Origin of the sequence: Mycobacterium asiaticum DSM 44297, from assembly GCF_000613245.1 — a bacterium.
Classification (GTDB): Bacteria; Actinomycetota; Actinomycetes; order Mycobacteriales; family Mycobacteriaceae; genus Mycobacterium; species Mycobacterium asiaticum.
Genome location: NZ_HG964938.1, coordinates 953,100 through 975,870 on the forward strand (window position 1 = coordinate 953,100; position 22,771 = coordinate 975,870).

The 22,771-nt window shown below is 66.6% G+C and carries 16 protein-coding genes and 2 pseudogenes; 16 read left to right on the forward strand and 2 right to left on the reverse strand.

Annotation, left to right across the window (positions count from 1 at the left end):
• The first annotated feature begins 7 nt into the window (after positions 1 to 7).
• The 15 genes and pseudogenes from folK to BN972_RS31290 all read left to right on the forward strand — a co-directional run.
• On the forward strand, positions 8 to 508 hold the full coding sequence (folK, locus tag BN972_RS23420; RefSeq protein WP_036363089.1) for a 2-amino-4-hydroxy-6-hydroxymethyldihydropteridine diphosphokinase: 501 nt from the start codon (positions 8 to 10) through the stop codon (positions 506 to 508).
• Positions 508 to 987: a DUF3180 domain-containing protein gene (locus BN972_RS23425; RefSeq protein WP_036363090.1), complete on the forward strand. Its 480-nt coding sequence runs from the start codon at positions 508 to 510 to the stop codon at positions 985 to 987. The genes folK and BN972_RS23425 overlap by 1 nt, the downstream gene beginning before the upstream one ends.
• A gap of 77 nt (positions 988 to 1,064) precedes the next feature.
• Positions 1,065 to 2,333 carry a DUF6779 domain-containing protein gene (locus tag BN972_RS23430; RefSeq protein WP_036363093.1) on the forward strand — a complete coding sequence of 423 codons (1,269 nt, stop codon included), beginning with the start codon at positions 1,065 to 1,067 and terminating at the stop codon, positions 2,331 to 2,333.
• 100 nt (positions 2,334 to 2,433) lie between these two features.
• Complete coding sequence (locus BN972_RS23435; protein WP_036363097.1) at positions 2,434 to 3,345, forward strand: Rossmann-like and DUF2520 domain-containing protein; 912 nt, start codon at positions 2,434 to 2,436, stop codon at positions 3,343 to 3,345.
• A complete protein-coding gene (gene panC / locus BN972_RS23440; protein WP_036363100.1) occupies positions 3,342 to 4,271 on the forward strand; it encodes a pantoate--beta-alanine ligase in 930 nt (309 codons plus the stop codon). The genes BN972_RS23435 and panC overlap by 4 nt, the downstream gene beginning before the upstream one ends.
• The gene (panD, locus tag BN972_RS23445; protein ID WP_036363858.1) at positions 4,271 to 4,690 is read left to right on the forward strand and encodes an aspartate 1-decarboxylase; all 420 of its coding nucleotides are present in this window, start codon (positions 4,271 to 4,273) and stop codon (positions 4,688 to 4,690) included. Before panC ends, panD begins: the two co-directional genes overlap by 1 nt.
• 2 nt (positions 4,691 to 4,692) lie before the next feature.
• A complete protein-coding gene (locus BN972_RS23450) occupies positions 4,693 to 5,511 on the forward strand; it encodes a type III pantothenate kinase (RefSeq protein ID WP_036363103.1) in 819 nt (272 codons plus the stop codon).
• A gap of 33 nt (positions 5,512 to 5,544) precedes the next feature.
• The gene (gene lysS / locus BN972_RS23455) at positions 5,545 to 7,056 is read left to right on the forward strand and encodes a lysine--tRNA ligase (RefSeq protein WP_036363107.1); all 1,512 of its coding nucleotides are present in this window, start codon (positions 5,545 to 5,547) and stop codon (positions 7,054 to 7,056) included.
• A 115-nt stretch (positions 7,057 to 7,171) separates the two neighbouring features.
• Complete coding sequence (gene lsr2 / locus BN972_RS23460) at positions 7,172 to 7,510, forward strand: histone-like nucleoid-structuring protein Lsr2 (protein ID WP_036363110.1); 339 nt, start codon at positions 7,172 to 7,174, stop codon at positions 7,508 to 7,510.
• Between the two features lie 269 nt (positions 7,511 to 7,779).
• Complete coding sequence (gene clpC1 / locus BN972_RS23465) at positions 7,780 to 10,314, forward strand: ATP-dependent protease ATP-binding subunit ClpC (RefSeq protein WP_036363112.1); 2,535 nt, start codon at positions 7,780 to 7,782, stop codon at positions 10,312 to 10,314.
• Between the two features lie 141 nt (positions 10,315 to 10,455).
• Positions 10,456 to 10,665: a CbtB domain-containing protein gene (locus BN972_RS23470; protein ID WP_036363115.1), complete on the forward strand. Its 210-nt coding sequence runs from the start codon at positions 10,456 to 10,458 to the stop codon at positions 10,663 to 10,665.
• An 18-nt stretch (positions 10,666 to 10,683) separates the two neighbouring features.
• The gene (locus BN972_RS23475; protein WP_036363118.1) at positions 10,684 to 11,427 is read left to right on the forward strand and encodes a CbtA family protein; all 744 of its coding nucleotides are present in this window, start codon (positions 10,684 to 10,686) and stop codon (positions 11,425 to 11,427) included.
• Positions 11,424 to 11,990 (forward strand): histidine phosphatase family protein, encoded by a 567-nt coding sequence (locus tag BN972_RS23480; protein ID WP_036363121.1) that lies wholly within the window; start codon positions 11,424 to 11,426, stop codon positions 11,988 to 11,990. The genes BN972_RS23475 and BN972_RS23480 overlap by 4 nt, the downstream gene beginning before the upstream one ends.
• A gap of 44 nt (positions 11,991 to 12,034) precedes the next feature.
• Positions 12,035 to 13,924, forward strand: a pseudogene (locus BN972_RS31285) (BTAD domain-containing putative transcriptional regulator); the annotation flags it as partial.
• A 2,328-nt stretch (positions 13,925 to 16,252) separates the two neighbouring features.
• Positions 16,253 to 16,360, forward strand: a pseudogene (locus tag BN972_RS31290) (hypothetical protein); the annotation flags it as partial.
• Between the two features lie 3,962 nt (positions 16,361 to 20,322).
• Here BN972_RS31290 and BN972_RS23490 read toward each other — a convergent pair.
• Positions 20,323 to 21,690: a serine hydrolase gene (locus BN972_RS23490; protein WP_051545743.1), complete on the reverse strand. Its 1,368-nt coding sequence runs from the start codon at positions 21,688 to 21,690 to the stop codon at positions 20,323 to 20,325.
• Positions 21,665 to 21,982 carry a mycobilin-forming heme oxygenase MhuD gene (mhuD, locus tag BN972_RS23495; RefSeq protein ID WP_036363124.1) on the reverse strand — a complete coding sequence of 106 codons (318 nt, stop codon included), beginning with the start codon at positions 21,980 to 21,982 and terminating at the stop codon, positions 21,665 to 21,667. Before mhuD ends, BN972_RS23490 begins: the two co-directional genes overlap by 26 nt.
• A gap of 14 nt (positions 21,983 to 21,996) precedes the next feature.
• Here mhuD and BN972_RS23500 point away from each other — a divergent pair, with 14 nt between their 5' ends.
• Entirely contained in the window at positions 21,997 to 22,770 is a 774-nt protein-coding gene (locus BN972_RS23500; RefSeq protein WP_099051180.1) for an alpha/beta fold hydrolase, read from the forward strand.
• The last annotated feature ends 1 nt before the right edge of the window (position 22,771 follow it).

Genomic DNA, 22,771 nt, shown 5'->3' on the forward strand with positions numbered 1-22,771 from the left:
GGCGCTCATGACCCGCATCGTGCTGTCCATCGGCTCCAACTTGGGCGACCGGATGGCCCGGCTGCAGTCGGCGGTAGACGGCCTGGGTGACACGGTGACCGCGGTGTCGTCGGTGTATGAGACCAACCCGTGGGGCGGGGTCGAGCAGGACCCGTTCCTCAATGCCGTGGTGATTGCCGAGGATCCGGCGCGCGACGCCCGTGCGTGGCTGCGCCTGGCGCAGGAGTTGGAACGTGCCGCGGGCCGCGTACGGGAGGTGCGCTGGGGGCCGCGCACCCTGGATGTGGACCTGATCGCCTGCTTCGACGCGCACCACGAGATCACGCTGGATGAGCCCGACCTGACGTTGCCGCATCCGCGCGCGCAGGTGCGGGCATTCGTCCTGGTGCCGTGGCTGGACGCCGACCCGGCCGCCGAACTGAGCAGGCCGGTGCGAGAGCTCCTGGCCGAACTCGACCCCGACGAGCGCGCCGGGGTACGCCCGACGACGTGGACCCTGGACACCTGATGGGCCCCACCCGCAAACGCGATCTGACCGCGGTGGTCTTCGCTGCCGCCGTGCTGGGCTACCTGTTGATCACGGTGCTGTACCGGTACTTCCCGCCGATCACCGTGTGGAGTGGGGTATCGCTGCTGCTGGTCGCCGTCGCCGAGGGCCTGTGGGCCCGCAACGTGCGAGCCAAGATCAACGATGGCGAAATCGGTGACGCCCCCGGCTGGCTACATCCGCTTGCGGTGGCCCGCAGCCTGATGGTCGCCAAGGCGTCGGCCTGGGTGGGCGCGGTGATGCTGGGGTGGTGGCTGGGCGTGCTGGTGTATTTCCTGCCGCGGCGGTCCTGGATGCGTGCGGCCGCGGAGGACACCGGCGGGGCGGTGGTGGCTGCCGTCAGTGCGTTGGCCCTGTTGGTGGCCGCGCTGTGGCTGCAGCATTGCTGCAAGTCGCCGCCCCAGGAACCGGGCGAGCAGGGTGAAGGAGCGGAGACCTAGCCGCTCGGCAACTCGGCGCGAGAATCGCCGCGCAGCCGCGACACGCCAACTGACCTCGCCCGGTACAGTCAGGGGCCATGACCGTTCTGTCCCGCGGCGCCCGGGTACGGCGCGGCGGCCGCAGGCCGGGTTGGGTGCTCTTGACGACGTTGCTGGTCCTGGCAATCGGGGCCAGTTCCGCGCTGGTTTTCACCGATCGGGTGGAACTCCTCAAGCTCGCTGTGATCCTGGCGCTGTGGGCCGCCGTCGCCGGCGCCTTCGTGTCGGTGCTGTACCGCCGCCAGGCCGAGGCGGATCAGGCGCGGGCGCGCGACATGAAGCTGGTCTACGACCTGCAGCTGGATCGGGAGATCTCGGCCCGCCGTGAATACGAGCTGACCGTCGAGTCGCAACTGCGCCGCGAACTGGCCGCCGAGCTGCGCGCGCAGGCCGCCGACGAGATCGCCGCACTGCGCGCGGAACTGTCCGCATTGCGAACCAACCTCGAGATCCTGTTCGACACCGATCTGGAACAGCGCCCAGCGCTCGAGACGCTGGGCGGGGACGCCGCACGGGCGTTGACGGACCGCGGTCGCAACGGCGCGCAGAACGGCGAGGTCCCGCCCGCCGACTGGGTGCCCAGCGATCGGGTCACGGCGGTCCGCCGCGACGAAGATCCGCTCACCCGGACCGACGAGGTCGCGATCATCGACGTCCCGGAGGAACCGCTGGTGCCGCCGCGGCAGCCGGCGCCCGTACAGGAGTACGCGCCACCGATGCAGCCCGAACCGCGCCACCGGCCCGCGCCGCCCCCGCCCCCGCCCCCGCCGCAGCCGCAGTTTCAGCCACAGCCACCGCCCGCGCCGGACCCACAGCCCGAGCCGCGGCCGACCGAGTGGCAGCCGGTCACCGCCGCCGGGCAGTGGTTGCCGCCGGGAACAGCGGGCAGCCACTGGCAGCCCGAACCGCCCCCACCGCCCCAGCCGCCCAGCCAGACCCAGGGCCGCAGGAGGCGCTACCGGGATGCCGAGGCCGACGACACCAGCGAGAGCGGCGAGACCCTCAGCGACTTCGCGGTCCAGTACGGCGGCGGTCGCCGCTCCCGCTCGCGGCACTCGACGGAGTACCGCGAGCACGGGGTGAACAGCCTCGCCCGCGACCCCGAGGCGGTACCGGACGAGCCCGCGCTGCCTCCCCGACTGGCCCCGCCACCGGCGCCCGCACCCCGGCACCGCAGTGCCGAGGAGCTGCAGCAGCAAGCCGACGAGAACGAACCGCCGAGTGGCGGCCAGACCGTCGCCGACCTGCTGGCTCGGCTGCAGGTTCAGCCGAGCGGAGGCGGCCGACGTCGCCGCCGGGACGAGTGAACTGGGTCCCCGCCGCCGAATCGACTACAGTCATAGTGACCGTCCGGTACCCGACAATCGGGACTGGAACGCAACGTAGAAATCTGTGAGGTCGTCTGCGATGGGGCAGTTCGACGGTTTACGCCCGGCCAGACTCAAGGTGGGGATCGTCTCCGCCGGTCGAGTGGGTACCGCGCTCGGAGTCGCGCTGGAGCGCGCCGACCACGTCGTCGTGGCATGCAGTGCCATCTCCCACGAGTCCCGGCAGCGGGCGCAGCGCCGTCTGCCCGACACCTCGGTACTGCCGCCGCCGGACGTGGCCGCCGGCGCGGAACTGCTGCTGTTGGCGGTTCCCGACAGCGAATTGGCCGGCCTGGTGGCCGGGTTGGCCGCCACCTCCGCGGTGCGTCCGGGCACGATCGTGGTCCACACCTCCGGCGCCAACGGCATCTCCGTACTGGCTCCGCTGACCGAGCAGGGCTGCATTGCGCTGGCGATCCACCCCGCGATGACGTTCACCGGCGCGGACGAGGACATCGCGCGGTTGCCCGACACCTGCTTCGGGGTTACCGCTTCTGACGACATCGGCTATGCCATCGGCCAGTCGCTGGTGCTGGAAATGGGCGGCGAGCCGTTCTACGTGCGCGAGGACGCCCGCATCCTCTACCACGCCGCGCTGGCCCACGCTTCCAACCACCTGGTCACGGTGCTGGCCGACGCCCTCGAGGCCCTGCGGGCGGCGCTGCGCGGTGACGAACTACTCGGGCAGCAACGCATCGACAACCAGCCGGGCGGGCTCGCCGAACGCATCGTGGGCCCGCTGGCCCGGGCGGCCCTGGAGAACACGCTGCAACGCGGTCAGGCCGCGCTGACCGGTCCGGTAGCCCGCGGGGACGCCGAGGCCGTCGCCGGCCATCTGCGCGCCCTGCAGGACGCCGACCCGCAACTGGCGCAGGCGTATCGGGTGAACGCGCTGCGGACCGCGCGGCGCGCCCACGCCCCCGAAGAAGTGCTCGAGGTGCTGGCTCGGTGAAACTCGGACCGCCGCGCAAATTCAACCCGGGCGAACTCAACCTGTACTCGGTGCCCCGGGAAGTGAGCGACGTCACCCGTGCACTGCGTCACACCGGCCGGCGGGTGATGCTGGTGCCGACCATGGGTGCGCTGCACGCTGGACACCTTTCGCTGGTTCGCGCCGCCAAACGGGTGCCGGGCTCGGTGGTCGTGGTATCGATCTTCGTCAACCCGCTGCAGTTCGGGGCCGGTGAGGATCTCGACGCCTATCCACGCACCCTGGACGACGACCTCGCGCTGCTGCGTGAGGAGGGCGTGGACATCGTGTTCGCACCCAGCGCCGCGGCGATGTACCCCGACGGCATGCGCACCACGGTGCAGCCCGGTCCGCTGGCCGCCGAGCTCGAAGGCGCGGCCCGCCCAACGCATTTCGCGGGGATGCTGACCGTGGTGCTGAAGCTGCTGCAGATCGTGCGCCCGGATCGCGCCTTCTTCGGCGAGAAGGACTACCAGCAACTGGTCCTGATCCGGCAGATGGTCACCGACCTCAACATTGATGTCCAAGTGTTCGGTGTGCCGACCGTGCGGGAAGCCGACGGGTTGGCCTTGTCGTCGCGCAACCGCTATCTGGATCCGCAGCAGCGGGAACTGGCCGTGGCGCTCTCGGCGGCGCTGACCGCCGGTGCGCACGCCGCCGGGCACGGCGGACAGGCAGCCCTGGACGCGGCCCGCGCGGTGCTCGATGCCACGCCCGGACTGGCGGTCGACTACCTGCAGCTGCGCGACACCGAGCTGGGTCCCGTGCCGCGCAACGGATCCGGCCGGCTGTTGATCGCCGCCCGGCTGGGCAGCACCAGACTTCTGGACAACGTCGCTATCCAAATCGGTAACCTCGCCGGCACCTCCGGGCTGGACGAGTACAACCAAAACCAATGGAGGAACTGATGTTACGGACGATGCTGAAGTCGAAGATTCACCGCGCCACCGTCACCCAGGCCGACCTGCACTACGTCGGGTCGGTGACCATCGACGCCGACCTGATGGACGCCGCCGACCTGCTCGAAGGTGAACAGGTCACCATCGTCGACATCGACAACGGGGCCCGGCTGGTCACCTACGCGATCACCGGTGAACGCGGCAGCGGAGTGATCGGAATCAACGGAGCCGCAGCGCATCTGGTGCATCCGGGCGACCTGGTGATCCTGATCGCCTACGGGACCATGGAGGACGCCGAAGCGCGGGCCTACCAGCCGCGGATCGTGTTCGTCGACGCCCAGAACAAGCAGATCGACCTCGGCAGCGACCCCGCTTACGTACCCGACGGCGTCGATGAACTGCTCGACCCGCGCATCGGCGTGCGGTAGCCGTGCTGCTGGCGATCGACGTCCGCAACACCCACACCGTCGTCGGTTTGCTCTCGGGGGGCAAAGAACACGCAAAAGTGGTGCAGCAGTGGCGGATACGCACCGAGTCCGAGGTCACTGCGGACGAGCTTGCCCTCACCATCGACGGCCTGATCGGAGACGATGCCGAACGGTTGACCGGCACCGCGGCGCTGTCCACGGTGCCCTCGGTGCTGCATGAGGTGCGGATCATGCTGGATCAGTACTGGCCGTCGGTGCCGCACGTGTTGATAGAGCCCGGCGTGCGCACCGGAATCCCACTGCTGGTCGACAACCCGAAAGAGGTCGGCGCCGACCGAATTGTGAACTGCCTGGCGGCGTTCAATAAATTCGGCAAGGCGGCTATCGTCGTGGACTTCGGATCGTCGATCTGTGTCGACGTGGTCTCGGCCAAGGGAGAATTCCTCGGCGGCGCCATCGCGCCCGGTGTGCAGGTGTCCTCCGACGCCGCCGCGGCGCGCTCGGCGGCGCTGCGTCGAGTCGAACTGGCCCGGCCCCGGTCGGTGGTGGGCAAGAACACGGTGGAGTGCATGCAGTCGGGTGCGGTGTTCGGTTTCGCCGGATTGGTCGACGGTCTGGTCGGGCGCATCCGCGAGGACGTGAAGGGCTTCTCTGCCGGCGACGACGTCGCGGTCGTCGCCACCGGGCACACCGCACCACTGCTGCTCCCCGAACTGCACACCGTCGAGCACTACGACCAGCACCTGACCCTGCAGGGACTGCGGCTGGTCTTCGAGCGCAACCGGGACGCCCAGCGCGGTCGGCTCAAGACCGCCCACTGAGCGCTCCGAAGAGTTCATTTAAGCTGGCACGTCGTGAGTGCCGCCGATCGAGACCCTGACGAGGACCTTCCCGAGCAGTTCCGGATTCGGCGGGACAAGCGCGCTCGTCTGCTGGCCGAAGGCCACGATCCTTATCCGGTGGCCGTCCAGCGCACCCATACCTTGGCCGAGATCCGCGCCGCCTACCCTGATCTGCCGGTTGACACCGCCACCGACGATGTTGTGGGAGTGGCCGGCCGGGTCGTCTTCGCCCGCAACACCGGAAAACTGTGTTTCGCCACGCTGCAGGACGGCGACGGCACCCAACTGCAGGCCATGGTCAGCCTCGACAAGGTCGGTCAGCAATCACTGGACGCCTGGAAAGCGGATGTCGACCTCGGCGACATCGTTTTCGTGCACGGCACCGTGATCAGCTCACGACGCGGCGAATTGTCCGTACTGGCCGATTCCTGGCAGATGGGCGCCAAGTCGCTGCGCCCGCTTCCTGTCGCGCATAAGGAGATGAGCGAAGAAGCCAGGGTGCGGCAGCGCTATGTCGACTTGATCGTTCGTCCGCAAGCACGTCAAGTCGCCCGGCAGCGTATTGCGGTTATCCGCGCGATTAGGAATGCACTGGAACGGCGTGGGTTCTTCGAAGTCGAAACGCCGATCCTGCAGACGCTGGCCGGTGGCGCGGCGGCGCGGCCCTTCGTCACGCATTCCAATGCGTTGGACATCGACCTTTACCTGCGTATCGCGCCGGAACTGTTCCTCAAGCGCTGCATCGTCGGAGGTTTTGACAAGGTCTTCGAACTTAATCGGGTGTTCCGAAACGAAGGCACGGATTCCACGCATTCACCGGAATTCTCCATGTTGGAGACGTATCAGACCTATGCCACCTATGACGATTCGGCGGTCGTCACAAGAGAGCTTATTCAAGAGGTGGCCGACGAGGCGATCGGTACCAGAGAACTGCCGATGCCCGATGGCAGCGTCTACAACATCGACGGAGAATGGGCAACTCTGCAGATGTATTCGTCCCTCTCGGACGCACTGGGCGAAGAGATCACACCCGACACCACGGTCGAACGGTTGCGCTCGATCGCCGACCGACTCTCGGTCGAGATTCCTCAGGACCGTGGCTTCGGCCACGGCAAACTCGTCGAGGAATTGTGGGAACACACGGTCGGCAACAGCCTGACCGCACCGACGTTCGTCAGGGATTTTCCGGTCGAGACAACGCCTTTGACGCGCCAACACCGCAGTATCCGCGGCGTCACCGAGAAGTGGGACCTCTACGTGCGGGGAATGGAGTTGGCGACCGGATACTCGGAATTAAACGACCCGGTAGTGCAACGCGATAGGTTCGCCGATCAAGCCCGAGCCGCCGCGGCCGGTGATGACGAGGCGATGCAACTCGACGAAGATTTTCTCGCCGCTCTCGAGTTCGGGATGCCACCGTGCACCGGAACGGGAATGGGTATCGACCGCTTGTTGATGTGTTTGACCGGGCTGTCAATTAGGGAGACTGTTTTGTTCCCGATTGTTAGACCACACGCCAACTGAACTGCGCAAGTTGCGCTCGGATTGAGGATTTTCCGCTGCTATGGCAGATTAGTAAGCGGGGAGTCTAAACAAACTGGACCTGTAACTGCGCAGGTAGAAACGCGAGGGTAAGCCAATGGCGAAGAAAGTGACCGTCACCTTGGTCGATGATTTCGACGGTGCCGGCGCCGCCGACGAAACGGTCGAATTCGGGCTTGACGGGGTGACCTATGAGATCGACCTTTCCAGTAAGAATGCGGCAAAACTGCGGAACGACCTGAAGCAATGGGTCGCGGCCGGCCGGCGGGTCGGCGGTAGGCGGCGCGGGCGTTCCGGTTCGGGTCGGGGCCGCGGCGCCATCGACCGCGAACAAAGCGCAGCGATCCGGGAATGGGCGCGCCGCAACGGTCACAACGTGTCGACCCGTGGCCGCATCCCGGCCGACGTCATCGACGCATTCCACGCGGCAACCTAGCCATCGCTTACTGGCGCCCGGGCCGGACGGCTCGGGCGCCGGTTTTTTCCCATTTCTCTCGGTTTCGCTTGAGGCGAAGCGATCCAGGGCTGGTGCGGGAAACGCATTGGGGTATTTCCTCGTTATTCTGTTGCGCTCCGGCACCGCGGCGCACTGCGAGGTTAGGAACCCTGGCAGGCCGACCATTACAGTGGTTAGAGGTGCACGCTGTCGGCCTTGTACCGACAATGAGGGAGTACCGAATGGTGAGGGAGAGCAGGTAACCGCGGATGTTCGAGAGATTTACCGACCGTGCCCGCAGGGTGGTCGTCTTGGCTCAAGAAGAGGCCAGGATGCTCAACCACAACTACATCGGCACCGAGCACATTCTGTTGGGTCTTATCCACGAAGGTGAAGGCGTCGCAGCCAAGTCGCTGGAGTCGCTGGGCATCTCGCTGGAAGGCGTGCGCAGCCAGGTCGAGGAGATCATCGGCCAGGGCCAGCAGGCCCCGTCCGGGCACATCCCGTTCACCCCGCGTGCCAAGAAGGTCCTCGAGCTGAGCCTTCGTGAGGCGCTGCAGCTGGGCCACAACTACATCGGCACCGAGCACATCCTGCTGGGCCTGATCCGCGAGGGTGAGGGCGTGGCGGCGCAGGTGCTGGTCAAGCTGGGCGCTGAGCTGACCCGGGTGCGCCAGCAGGTGATCCAGTTGCTGTCCGGCTACCAGGGCAAGGAAGCCGCGGAAGCCGGTACCGGCGGCCGCGGGGGCGAGTCCGGCAGTCCGTCGACGTCGCTGGTGCTCGACCAGTTCGGCCGCAACCTGACCGCGGCCGCGATGGAGGGCAAGCTGGACCCGGTCATCGGCCGCGAGAAGGAAATCGAGCGGGTGATGCAGGTGCTGAGCCGGCGCACCAAGAACAACCCGGTGCTGATCGGCGAGCCGGGCGTCGGCAAGACCGCTGTCGTCGAGGGCTTGGCGCAGGCCATTGTGCACGGCGAGGTGCCCGAGACGCTCAAGGACAAGCAGCTCTACACCCTGGACCTGGGTTCGCTGGTCGCCGGCTCCCGCTACCGCGGTGATTTCGAGGAGCGCTTGAAGAAGGTGCTCAAGGAGATCAACACGCGCGGCGACATCATCCTGTTCATCGACGAGCTGCACACGTTGGTCGGTGCGGGTGCCGCCGAGGGTGCCATCGACGCAGCCAGCATCCTGAAGCCGAAGCTGGCTCGCGGGGAGCTGCAGACCATCGGCGCCACCACGCTCGACGAGTACCGCAAGTACATCGAGAAGGACGCCGCACTGGAGCGCCGCTTCCAGCCGGTCCAGGTGGGCGAGCCCACGGTGGAGCACACGATCGAGATCCTGAAGGGTCTGCGCGACCGCTACGAGGCGCACCACCGCGTGTCCATCACCGACCCGGCCCTGGTGGCGGCGGCGACGCTGGCCGACCGTTACATCAACGACCGGTTCCTGCCGGACAAGGCGATCGACCTGATCGACGAGGCCGGGGCCCGCATGCGCATCCGTCGCATGACGGCGCCGCCAGACCTGCGCGAGTTCGACGAGAAGATCGCCGAGGCGCGCCGGGAGAAGGAATCGGCGATCGACGCCCAGGACTTCGAGAAGGCCGCCAGCCTGCGCGACCGCGAGAAGACCCTCGTCGCGCAGCGTGCCGAGCGGGAAAAGCAGTGGCGTTCCGGTGATCTGGACGTGGTCGCCGAGGTCGACGACGAGCAGATCGCCGAGGTGCTTGGTAACTGGACCGGTATTCCGGTGTTCAAGCTCACCGAGGCCGAGACCACCCGGCTGCTGCGCATGGAGGACGAGCTGCACAAGCGGATCATCGGCCAGGAGGACGCCGTCAAGGCGGTCTCCAAGGCGATCCGCCGTACCCGTGCCGGGCTGAAGGACCCCAAGCGTCCCTCGGGCTCGTTCATCTTCGCCGGCCCGTCCGGTGTCGGTAAGACCGAGCTGTCCAAGGCGCTGGCCAACTTCCTCTTCGGTGACGACGACGCGCTCATTCAGATCGACATGGGTGAGTTCCACGACCGGTTCACCGCGTCTCGGCTCTTCGGTGCCCCACCCGGATACGTCGGTTACGAAGAGGGCGGCCAGCTCACCGAGAAGGTTCGCCGCAAGCCGTTCAGCGTGGTGCTGTTCGACGAGATCGAGAAGGCGCACCAGGAGATCTACAACAGCCTGCTGCAGGTTCTCGAGGACGGTCGGCTCACCGACGGTCAGGGTCGCACGGTGGACTTCAAGAACACCGTCCTGATCTTCACGTCGAACCTGGGGACATCCGACATCTCCAAGCCCGTCGGCCTCGGGTTCAGCCAGACCGGCGGCGACAACAACTACGAGCGGATGAAGCAGAAGGTCAACGACGAGCTGAAGAAGCACTTCCGCCCGGAGTTCCTCAACCGCATCGACGACATCATCGTCTTCCACCAGCTGACTCGCGACGAGATCATCCGGATGGTCGACCTGATGATCAACCGGGTGTCCACTCAGCTCAAGAGCAAGGACATGGCTCTCGAGCTGACCGACAAGGCCAAGTCGCTGCTGGCCAAGCGCGGCTTCGACCCGGTGCTGGGTGCCCGGCCGTTGCGCCGCACCATCCAGCGCGAGATCGAGGACCAGCTCTCGGAGAAGATCCTGTTCGACGAGATCGGTCCCGGCCAGGTCGTGACGGTCGATGTGGACAACTGGGACGGCGAAGGTGCCGGCGAGGATGCGGTCTTCACCTTCACCGGCACCCGCAAGCCACCGGCGGAGCCAGACTTGGCGAAGGCCGGTGCCGGCGGTCCCAGCACGTCGGGATAAGCCAGGCCGGTACCCACCGGCCCAGCTGACGAGCTACGGAATCTGGTGAAATTCCAGAACGGTCGCGCCACTGTCTACAGTCAGACCCGTAGCCGTCGCCAACTACCAGCGGGACGCGGAAATCCCAGAAGGAGTTCGATCGTGACGAATGCACCGACTGCCCGGGATGGCGCGGTTGATCTGTCGGCGGCGAGCGCGGCGCTTTGGCTGGCCGCGACAACCGTGCTGGCACTGCTGGCGATCTACTTCGTCGGCATCGACCAAGGGGCGGTGTCCCTGTTCGGCAGTGACGCGCACGTACACGAGTTCTTCCACGACGCAAGGCATTTGCTCGGTTTCCCTTGCCACTAGCGCCGACGGGCTGAGGCAATGGAGAAGCGGCTGATCCTGCGCGGCCTGCTGGCCGGTGCGGTAGGTGCCGTGGCGGCATTCGTCTTCGCCCGCCTGGTCGCTGAACCCGTGATCGGTCGGGCGATCGAATTCGAGGAACGCCGCGCCGAGGCTGCCTCTGGGGTGCACGAACACGGCGCTGAGTTGTTCAGCCGCGGTGTGCAGGGCAACGCCGGGCTGGGCTTCGGGGTCCTGATCTTTGGCGTCGCGATCGGTGTGCTTTTTGCGGTGCTGTTCTGTGTTGCCCACGGGCGGATCGGGGCCGTTGCGCCGCAAGTGTTTTCAATGCAGCTGGCGGCGGTGGCGTTCACCGTGCTCTATCTGGTGCCGTTTTTGAAATACCCGGCGAACCCGCCGGCGGTCGGCCAGTCCGGCACCATCGGATCGCGTACCGGGTGGTATCTGGTGCTGGTGGCGGCCTCGGGAGTGCTGGCGATCGGAGCCGCCTGGCTTGCCCGACGGCTGTCGGCGCGAGTGGGTGCATGGAGTGCTGGTCTGCTCGGGGTCGGTGCGTACCTCGGAGCAATTGCGGTGGTGGCACTGGCGTTACCGACGGTGCACGAGACCCCGGCGGATTTCCCCGCTGATGTGCTTTATGACTTTCGCCTGGTCTCGCTGGGCACCCAGTTGGTGCTGTGGGTGAGTATCGGGCTGGTTTTCTCGACGCTGGCCGCCCGGTTGCTGGGCGAGCGCACTGCGCGGCCGACGAGTTTGGCGGCGTGACCGGCGTTCTCCGGTTGACGTTGGTCTCGCACGCGATGACCGATGCGATGGCGGTCGGGCGTTTCCCGGTTGACGAACCGCTCAGTGAGCTGGGACGCCGCCAGGTCGACGCGGTCCGGGTCACCAGGGCACTCGGGTTGCGCGGTGAGGTCCACCCGGTGGCCGCGCCCGAACACCGCACTCAGCAGACCGCCCAGTTGCTGGGACTGAAGCCGGCCACTGAGCGGCGGTTGGCCGACCTGGACTGCGGCGGTTGGCGCGGACTGTCGCTGGACGATCTCGGCGATGGCGAGCTGGAGCCATGGCTCACCGATCCGGCGGCCAAACCCCATGGCGGAGAGTCGGTGCTCGATCTACGCGACCGGGTGGCGGGGTGGCTGGCATCGTTGCCGGCAGCGACCGCTCCGAGGCCGACCGTTGCCGTCACGCATCCGGCCGTCGTCCGAGCGGCGATCCTGCTGGCCCTGGACGCCCCACCGGCATCGTTCTGGCGGATCGATGTGGCACCGGTAAGCCGCACGGTGCTGCATTTTCGCGGGGCGGCCTGGACACTGCGGCTGTAAACCTTTACTCGATCTTGACCAGCTATTGAATCGTCTTACCGACGATGACCGGTGTGAGTACGCTTCCATCGGTGGAACTGGGGGTTTTGGGACCTCTCCAAGTCTGGCGGCGCGGAGCGCCCGTCACGATCCCGGGCGCCAAGCCGCGCGCCATCCTCACGTTGCTCGGGTTGCACGAAGGATCGGTGGTATCGGCCGACACGCTGATCGAACTGTTGTGGGGTGACAACCCGCCGCGCACCGCCGCCAAGGCCCTGCAGACGCACATCTCGTCGCTGCGCCGGACACTCGGCGACGGAGTTGTGGTGACCGCGGGTGCGGGCTGGACGTTGAATGGGGCCGAAGTCGACGCTTCGCGTTTCCGGACGGCGGCCAAGATGGGACGCGAGGCCGCAACGGCCGGCGACACCAGCCAGGCGGTGGCCCGCTTCGAGGAAGCGTTGCGGCTGTGGCGCGGGATCCCGGAATTGCCCGAAGGACGGCGCGGGTTGTCCGAGAAAACCCGCTGGATCGAAGGCTATGCCGCACTGGTCGAGGACCGTGCGGATGCGGTACTGGCTACGGGCCGTGCCGCCGAGGTCATCGGTGATCTCGAGGCCGCCGTGGCCGATGCGCCGCTGCGTGAAAGGCGCTGGGGCCAACTGATGCTGGCCCTCTACCGGTCCGGCAGGCAGGGCGAGGCGCTCGGCGCCTTCCAGCGGGCCCGGTCGCTTTTGGCCGACGAGCTCGGGATGGATCCGGGACCGGAGCTGCGCCGGCTGGAGGCAGCGATCGTCGCCCAGGACCCCTCGTTGGATCATGTTGCCGAGCAACAACTCTCGTCGGTCACCCGCGCGGTGACGTTCCTGCTGACCGACATCGAAGGATCAACCGCCGCCTGGGAGGCCGACGCCGAAGCGATGGCGGTGGCGCTCGCGCGGCACGACGAGCTGGTCCTGCAGGTGGTCACCTCGCGCGGGGGACGGTTGGTCAAGACCCGCGGCGAAGGTGATGCGACGTTCTCGGTGTTCGACCGGCCATCCGCGGCAGCGGCCGCGGCCATCGATTTACAAGAAGCGATCGGTCACGAGCCTTGGGCGTTGCCCGCACCTATGCGGATCCGCGTCGCTTTGCATACCGGCGAGGTCGAGCTGCGCGACGGTGACTATTTCGGTCGCGCGGTGAACCGCGCCGCCAGGCTGCGGTCGCTGGCCGAGGGTGGTCAGATCCTGTGCTCGGGAGCGACCGCCGGACTGGTCATCGACACACTGCCGGACGATGTCGAGCTCGCCGATCTGGGCATGCGTCAGTTGCGCAACCTAGCGCGTCCCGAGCATGTCTTCGAGCTGCGTCTGGGCGCCGCTGCCGATCTCGCGGGGCCGCAGGCAACCGATGCGCCGTTGCAGCGCCCCGACCTTCCTGCGGTACTGCTAGGTCGCGGGCCGTTCGTCGGGCGCGGCGCTGAACTGGAGAAGCTGCTGTCGACATGGCAGACCGCATCGGGCGGCGGAGCGTGCGCCGTCCTGATCGCGGGCGAGCCGGGCGTCGGTAAGACGCGCCTGGCGGGCGAGTGGTCGCAGCGGGCCTACGGCCAGGGAGCGGTGGTGCTGTACGGGCGTTGCGACGAGGACCTGGGCGCTCCCTACCAGCCGTTCGCGGAGGGCCTACGCTCGCTCGTGCCGTCTCTTGGCGCCAAGCGCCTGCGGGAGTTGCGCGGCGTCGAGGCGCTACTTGCGCTGGTGCCCGGTTTGAGCGACGTCGTACCCGATCTCGCCAACCCGCCCCGTTTCGACCCGGACACCGAACGCTACGCACTCTTCGACGCCGTCGTCGCCCTGCTGGAAATAGCCTCCCGGACCGCGCCGGTGGTCCTGGTTCTCGACGACCTGCACTGGGCGGCCAAGTCGACGCTGCTGTTGCTGCGGCATGTGCTGCGCTTCGGCGAGCGCGCCCGCCTGCAGGTCATCGGCACCTACCGCAGCACCGACCTGGACCGTTCCCACCCGTTGGCAGCGATGCTCGCCGACCTGCACCGCGACGGCAGTGCCCACCGCCTCAGCCTCAGCGGGCTCGACGAGCACGACGTGACCGCATACGTGGCCGAAGCCGGGTACGACGACGAGGAACTCGCCCGCGCACTGGCGTCGGTGACGGGTGGCAACCCCTTTTTCCTGATCGAGGCCCTGCGCCACGTTGACGAGAGTGGCGGCGTGTGGGATCAGACGACGCTGCCCCAAGGGGTCCGCGAGGCGGTCAGCCGCAGACTTTCGCGGCTGCCCGCCGCAACCAACAAAGCTCTTGCCGCGGCCGCCGTCGTCGGCAGCCGATTCGCCGTTGACCTGGTCGAGCAGGTGGTTGGCAGCGACCTGGTCGATGCGTTCGATGAAGCGTGCCAGGCCGGCATCCTGGTCGAGGAACCCGGTGGTCACTATCGCTTCAACCACGCCCTGGTCCGCCAGTCGCTGCTGGCCGAACTCGCCTCGGTCCGGCGGATGCGGCTGCACCAGCGCATTGCCACCACCTTGGAAACCCGGCCCGGCGCCGGTGATGAGCTGCTGGCGGAGCTGGCTCATCACTACTTCGAATGCGCATGGGCGGGCAACGCCGTCAAAGCCGTCGAGTACTGCCGGCGCGCCGCGGACCAGGCGATGGCCCGCCTCGCCTACGAAGGCGCTGCCGACCTCTACGATCACGCGCTGCACGCGCTGGAGGAGCTGGACGACGAACTGCCGGACCGCGATGAGCAGGCCGCCGAGCTGCTGGTGGCCCGCTGTGAAGCGCTATTGGCCGCCGGTGACATGGTTTTGGCAGCGGATGCGATCGCGCAATTACAGGGCGTGACAAAGGATTCGGTCCGGTTGGCGGCGTGGGCGACGTGTTTCGACGGCCAGCTGTCGATGCTCATCCATCCCGAACGACTGGACGATACCGAAGTCGCATTGGCTTCGGCTGCGCGTCAACTGGCCGAGTTGGACGATGCCGCAGGGGAAGCCAAGGCGCACACCGTGCGGGCCGGCTGTCTGGCTCGCCTCGGCCGGTTCGCCGGCTGCGAAATCGCGCTGGACGACGCCCTGACCGCGGCACGACGCGCACACGACCACCGCCGGGTCAACGCCGTGCTGGCCGGTGCGCCAGTTGCCGCCCTATGGGGCCCGAATCCCGTTCCGCGGGCCGGCGGCCGGTGCCTCGATGTCGTGCGACTGCTTCGGATCACGACCGACTCGCCTGCCGTCGAGGCCACCTCGACCCGTTGCCAGGCAGTGTTGGAAGCATTCCGTGGCCGCGCGGGCGCGGCCCGCCGAATGATGGACTCGGCCCGGCGCACCGTCACCGAACTCGGTCTACGCCACGCGCTGCTGGAGGTCGAACAGTTTGCCGGGATCGTCGAACTCATCGCCGACGACCCGGTTGCGGCAGAGCCGCATTTGCGTCATGCCTACAACGGGTTTCGTCGGATGGGCCTTGACGCCGACACCGCCGAGACGGCCGCGATGCTGGGACGCGCATGCCTTGCTCTGAATCGGGATTCCGATGCTTTCGAATTATGCGCCCAGAGCGAGCGTCTCGCCGGCCACGCGTTGAAGGCGTCGATCGCGTGGCGTACTCTGCGCGCCCAATTGCTTTCGCACGCCGGGGATTACGTGCAAGCGCGGCGCATCGCTCAGGATGCCGTTGCCCTCGCCGGACGCACCGACGCTCTCATCGATCACGGTGATGCTTTCCTGACGCTGGCGATGGTGTGCGCCGCCGCCGGTGACGCGGCCGGTGCGCGGGCCGCCGCGCAGCAGGCGGTCGGCTTGTATGACCGCAAAGGTGCCGTGGCACTGGCCGAGAAGGCCAGGGCGGTGCTGGGCGTTGCGGTGCCATCTGCCACCGCGGCCCTACCAAAGTCGCCGGCCGTCGATTCGGACAACGAGTGCGTACGGGCTATCGGACGGCTCATTGCCGCGCTGAACAGCGAGGCGTGGGGTGAAGTCGAGCAAGTGATGGCCAGCGACATCGAAATCGAAAGTCGCCGTCGGATAGTCGGTTTCTCGCGCGACGATCGGTCCGCACGTAGCTGGGCAGAAGAGCTGAGGCGTCTTCCGCGTGAGGTGGGCAGCACTCATTACCGCTACGAGGTCCTCGCCGTGCGGGGTGAGCGATTTGCCCTCGTCCATGTCGAAGTGGGAACTGCCGATGTTGGCCCTGGTGCGCCCCGAGACGAGATGCTGCATGTGGTGAGCCTCGACGGGGAAGGGTGTCTTGCCCGGTCCGTCTGGTTCGACGTGGACGACATGGAAGCCGCGATCGCCGAACTCGATGCGGTGGACGTGCAGCCTCAAAGGCAGGCGTCTGCGCTGGAAAACTCGGCCAGCCGAACTGGAGATCGGCTGCGAGCGCTTTTTTCGGCCCGTGATTGGGCCGGCACGGCGGCGATGGTGGCGGAGGAATTCTGGTCCGAGGACCGTCGGCCGGTGGTGAATGCCGGCCGACGCCAGGGCAGGAACGCCGCGCTCGAGGAGTTGGCGGCACTGGTCGATATCGGGGTTGAAAGCGTGACCGCGGAGGTCATCGCCACCCGCGGCGAGCGCCTGGTCCTTTGCCGTACCCAAACCTGGGGCCGCGACCAACGACCCGAGGCGTTCCACACCGATGTGTTCGACGTCACCGAGGTCGATGTCGACGGGCGGATCACTGCTCGAGTTGTGTTCGACATCAAGGACTTTGCCGCGGCGGTCACCGAGCTGGACGCGCGTTACCTCGCGGGTGAAGCGGCCGCGCACAAGCACATCTGGTCGGTTATAACCGATGGCTATGCCCGTCTGAATCGCCGTGAACTGCCCGAAGCGTCGCCAGGTTTGGTCAGTATCGATCATCGCCGCACGGCCCGGTACGCACCTGGGGAGCTGATCGCATACGTGCGCGCCGGCTGGGAGCTCGACCAACGGATTACCACCTACGTCGAGGTCGTGCATCGGCTGACTGACACGGGGGCCCTCGTCACCCATGCCGCGCTCGGCAGCTCGCGCGAAGGCTTCGACGCCGAATGGCGCGGTGTCAATCTGCTGATGGTCGAAGGTGATCTGGTCAGTCGCTCCGAGGTTTTCGACGAGGCGGATCTGGAAACCGCGCTGGCCCGTTTCGCCGAACTCCAGCCTGAGGTACGACGGTTGCAGAATGCGGCCAGCCGGATGGGAGAACGCTTACTGGCGCACCTCGCGGCCGGTGAGTGGGACACCCTCGCCGGCTTGTTCGCCACCGATTTCTGCAACGACGATCGCCGGCCGGTAGTCAGCGAGGTCCGAATCGGTCGGGACGAGCAGATCGCGAATTTGCGTGCGGTAGCCGAACTCTGGCCCGCGAATGTAGCTGCGAGCGCTCTGGCGGTGCGCGGCGAGCGATTGGTCCTAGAACGGCTCTGTTTCTCCAGTCGTGACGACGGATCAACGGCCTTTTCCACAGAAGTACTCGGAATCCTGGAACTCAACACCGACGAACGGATCGCCGCATGTGTTTTCTTCGAGGCGAACGACTTCCGAGCGGCCCTGGCCGAACTTGATGCGCGCTTCGTGTCCGGCGAGGCAGCGCCCTACGCAAATACCTGGAAAACGATCACCGGCGCATACGCGGCCGTCGATGAGCGCAAGCTTCCCGCGCTGACCGCCGACTGCGTGACCATCGATCACCGCCGAGCGGCCGCATTCGCGCCGGGCCAGATGTTGGCATACATCCGGGCGGGGAAGGAGCTAGCGCACGTCCAGCTCTTCGTGGAGGCCGTTCACCGGTTGGGTAAGCAGGGCGCCGTCGTCACTTTCGCTGCCCTTGGCACCTCCGATCACGGCTTTGAGGCCGAGTGGCGTGAGGTCACCCTTTCAACGGTTAGCGGCGATTTGATCAATCGCTGCGAGCTGTTCGATCACGCCGACCTTGACAACGCGCTCACACGATTCAAGGAATTGCAGCGGCAGCCGCGGCGAGTGCACAACGTCGCGAGCCAGGCCTGTGCGCGGTTCGGGGCAGCCTTTACGGCCCGCGATTGGGACGCGATCGCGGATGCGTTGGCCAACAATGTGATCACCGATGACCGCCGTCGCGTCGTTAGTGCAGGACGCCGGCGCGGCCGCGACTCGGTAATCGCTGATCTGCGTGCGATTGCGGGGCTGGGAGCGACCAGCATCGAATCGAACGCCTTGGCGGTTCGCGGGGATCGTCTGGTGCTGAACAAAACTCGGTTCTCGGGCGGCGACACGAGGTCCGAGCGATTCGATGCCGAGGCGCTCGTGTTGGTCGAAACCGACTGCGACGGCCGGATGACGGCCCACATCGCCTTCGACATCGACGACGTGGACGCAGCCTTCGCCGAACTCGACGCGCGGTATCTGGCCGGCGAGGCAGCGGCACACGCGCAGGCGTGGACAGCGATCTTGAGTGCCCTGGCGGGTGTCAACCGACACGAACTCGTTGGAACTACACCGGACTGGGTGAATATTGACCACCGGCGGGGTACGGCCTTCCCGCCGGGTGAGGTGATCGCCTACATCCAAGCCTCCTGGGAACTCACCCCGAACCGAAGGGTCTACTTCGAAACAGTAGATCAACTCAGCGACCTCGGAGCCGTCGTCACCTGGGTGGCCGACGGAACGTCCGGACAGGGCTTCGACGCCGAATGGCGCGGAGTCGACATCATCACCGTCGAGGGCGACCTGGTCACCCGGTTCGAGATGTTCGACGAGTCAGACCGGGACGCGGCGCTGGCCCAATTTGATGAATTGCAGCGGCAGACGCGGCGATTGGAGAATGCGGCAAGCCGGGCCGATGAGCGGGGCTATGCGTGTTTTGCGGCGCGCGACTGGGCGGGATTCAGCGCGGTCCTGGCTGACGAATACTACAGCGACGACCGCCGACCCATTGTGAACGCCGGGACCCGGCAGGGGCGCGACATCGCGATCGAAAACCTAAGGGCAAGTGCAGAACTCGGAATCACGTTCACCAAGCCATCTCCGCTTGCAACTCGCGGCGAGCGCTTGGTCCTTAGTCGGTCCCAATGGCGTTGGGCCGATCAAGTCGAGGAATTCCATACCGACGCACTGTGCGTCGTCGAAATCAACGAGGACGCGCGCATCATTTCGCGGGTTTGGTTTGACGGTGACGACATCGATGCCGCGCGGGCGGAACTCGACGCGCGCTACCTTGCCGGCGAAGCGGCGCCGCATGCGCGCACCTGGTCGACCATCGCAAGAGCTTGCGCCACTCTGAGCCGAAGCGAGCTGTTCCCGACGACGCCAGACTGGGTCAATATCGACCACCGGCGAGGCATCGCGTTTGCGGGCGGTGACTTGTCCAACGGCGCCTTCTGCATCGAGACAGTGCATCGGCTCACCGATCTCGGAGCAGTCATCACCTGGTACGGCCATGGGAAGTCACAGGACGGTGCGGAGGTCGAGTTTCGCGGAATCAATCTGATCGCCGTCGAGGGCGACCTCATCAGCCGTTGCGAGATCTTCGACGAAGCGGACGTCGACCTCGCGATCGGGCGGTTCGAGGAACAGGCGCGACAGACGCCTCGGCTGCAAAACTTGGCGAGCTCGATGACCGAGCGCTTCTGGGCTCATGTCGCCGCACACGACTGGGTAGCGTTGGGTACCTCAGTGACCGACGACATCTGCTCCGACGATCGACGGCGGATCGTCAACGCCGGTGTCCGTCACGGTAAAGATGCCGAAATCGCCGATATGCAGGCGATAGTGGCCACCGGAACCAAGAAGGCAGCGGTGACGGTCGTCGCGACACGCGCACAGCGTCTGGCGCTGTGCCATTTCGTCCTGACAGGACGAGACCCGCGGCCAGAGGCATTCCACAGCGAGATGCTGGGCATTGCCGAGGTCGACGCCGAGGGCCGGCTCGCGAAACGCTTCCTGTTCGACGTCGATGACATCGACCGCGCGATCGCAGAACTCGACGCCCGGTACCTTGCGGGCGAAGCGGCCGAGTACGCGCACACCTGGTCGCTCGTTATGAGTGGGTACGCCGCGCTCAATCGGCACGAACTCCCCGAGACGACAGCAGACTGGGCGGATGTCGACCATCGACCGCTGGTTGCGGTGCAAAAGGGTGACCTTGGCCGGTCGCTGCGCGCCGTCTGGGACCTCGTGCCGCAGGCGACAATCCGCGTCGAGGCGGTGCATCGACTGAGCGCCTCGGGAGCGGTGGTCACCCACGTGGTTCATGCGACATCGCGAGACGGTCTGGACGCCGAGTGGCGGGAAGTGGCACTGCTGAAGTTCGACGACAACAAGATCAGCCGATGCGAAGTCTTCGACGAGGCGGACGTCGGTCGCGCGCTCACGCGCTTCGACGAACTGATGCAGCCCTAGCGCGGAGCCACCATCGCGAAGGCCTGCTTCGCGACCTTCAACATCCAGCTGGTCACCGTCGGCCCGTGATCACGCGGCCAGTTCAGCTGGAAGCTGACCACGTACGGCTGTCCGGTCTTGTCGACCGCGTACCAGCTGAATGTCAAATCCCCCGGTAGGCCACCGGCTTTCGCGCCGATATACGGCCACACTTGACGGTCCAGCTGAATCCCGGATACGGCCGAGAGGATTTGGCGGACCGGCGCAGCCCGGCCGACGGCGTCGGCCTGCAGCGCCACATGCACTCGGCAGATATCCTGCGCATTTCCATACCATTCCGCGCCGTAGTTGGACGCGGGAGTGTGCGCCCGGGTCGGATCAGGTTGATACGGAGTGGAATTCGCCTGCTCCAGCAGCGCCGCTCGCTCTTGTTGCGTGGCGTGCTTCCAACGCTCCCGCAGATCGGGCTGGCCCCAACCGACCGAAAACAGCTCGTACATGGTCGGGAACGGTGTCATGCTGGCCGGGTCATGGTGGCCGGCGGTGGCCAGAGCCTCTTCGATGGCCCGGGTCCCCAGCTTGCCGATCAGCAGGTCGGTGGCCATGTTGTCGCTGGTGGCAATCATCTTCTCGGCCGCGGTACGAATCGAAACCTGTTCGCCGGGGGCGAGTTCCAGGCCCGACGAGCCGACCGCTTTGCTCTTCTCGGTGACCGTCAGCTGGTCGTCCCAGGACACCGTCCCACGCTGAATCGCACCCGCCAGGGCGTGCAGCACGTAAAGCTTGAAAATGGAAGCCAGCGGTAAAGATACGTCGGCATTGGCGCCGGCTACCGGATCACACTTGCCGTTGTCGACCTTGGCGACCTGATACGAGTAGCGGGCGCCGGTGGTGTTCAGCACCGCCTCGATGTCGTGCCACGAGTTGATCGGGGGCGGCGGCTGGGTCTCCAGTTCGAACCGGTCCACCTCACCCAGGTCATTGGTGTGGATGCGGATGTCCTGGCGCGCGCCGTAGGAGGAGACAAGCTGCAATGTCGCGACGTTGGCGCCGACGTAGATCCCACTCAACCTGAACGGGCGATCCCACCACAGCGTCTCCATGGTGGCTTCGACCGATTCCACCTGATCCGCCGCTGCCAGGGTGCGTACGCCCACCGGCCCGATCGGCCAATCGGAATTCAGCATGTCCATGGTCTGCTGAGCCCGCAGACCCGGCGGTGTGGTGGTGTCGATCCGCTGCCCGGCATTGGCCGCATTGGCCGATGGGGTTGGCGAGGACGAGCAACTCGAAGTAAGCGTGACGACCAGCGCGGCGGCGGCGCTCAGGGCCACCACACGGCGCCGCGCCGCACGCCGGCTATTGCGCCGAAGTGTTCCCAGCAACGTCGAGCACGACCTCGAATTCCAAGAGCGAAGCACCGGTGGCCACCGGATTGGCACGCTGACCAGCATGCGCCTGAATGGCGGGCCCGCTCGCCCAAGCCTGGAAAGCCTCGTCGGACTCCCAGTGCGTCACCACGAAGTACCGGTCCTCGCCCTTGACCGGACGCAGCAGCTGAAAGCCGAGGAACCCGGGCGAGTTCTCGACCGCGTGCGCGCGATGCGCGAACCGCTTCTCCAGCTCAGGGCCAGCGTCGGGCGGCACCTCGATTGCGTTGATCTTCACCACTGGCATGGGGCTAGGTTACCGTGCCCGGCATGCCCTCGGATCTGCTGACCCATCGCGGTGGACGCGGCAGGCCGCTGGTTCTGGTGCACGGACTGATGGGCCGCGGGACCACCTGGTCACGTCAGCTGCCCTGGCTCACCCGGATCGGCGCGGTCTACACCTACGACGCGCCTTGGCACCGCGGCCGCGATGTCGACGATCCCTACCCGATCAGCACTGAGCGCTTCGTAGCCGACCTCGGCGAGGCGGTCGGCGCCTTGAGGGTGCCGGTAACGCTCATCGGGCATTCAATGGGTGGTCTGCATTCCTGGTGTCTGGCGGCCGAGCGCCCGGATCTGGTGACAGCGCTGGTGGTGGAGGACATGGCCCCGGACTTCGTCGGCCGAACCACGGGCCCCTGGGAGCCCTGGCTGCACGCTCTGCCCGTCGAATTCAATTCCAGTGAAAGGGTTTTCGCGGAGTTTGGACCGGTCGCGGGACAGTACTTCCTGGAGGCGTTCGACCGCACCGAGACGGGCTGGCGGCTGCACGGCCACACCGCTCGTTGGATTGAGATCGCCGCCGAATGGGGCACCCGCGACTACTGGGCGCAGTGGCAAGCGGTACGTGCGCCGACCCTGCTCATCGAGGCCGGAAACTCGGTAACCCCACCGGGACAGATGCGCCGCATGGCCGAAAATGACTGCGTCACAGATTTTTTGAATGTCCCCGGCGCCGGTCATCTAATTCACGACGACGCCCCGGAGTTGTACCGTAAAGCGGTGGAAGCCTTCCTGGCGGCAACCACAGCGTGAC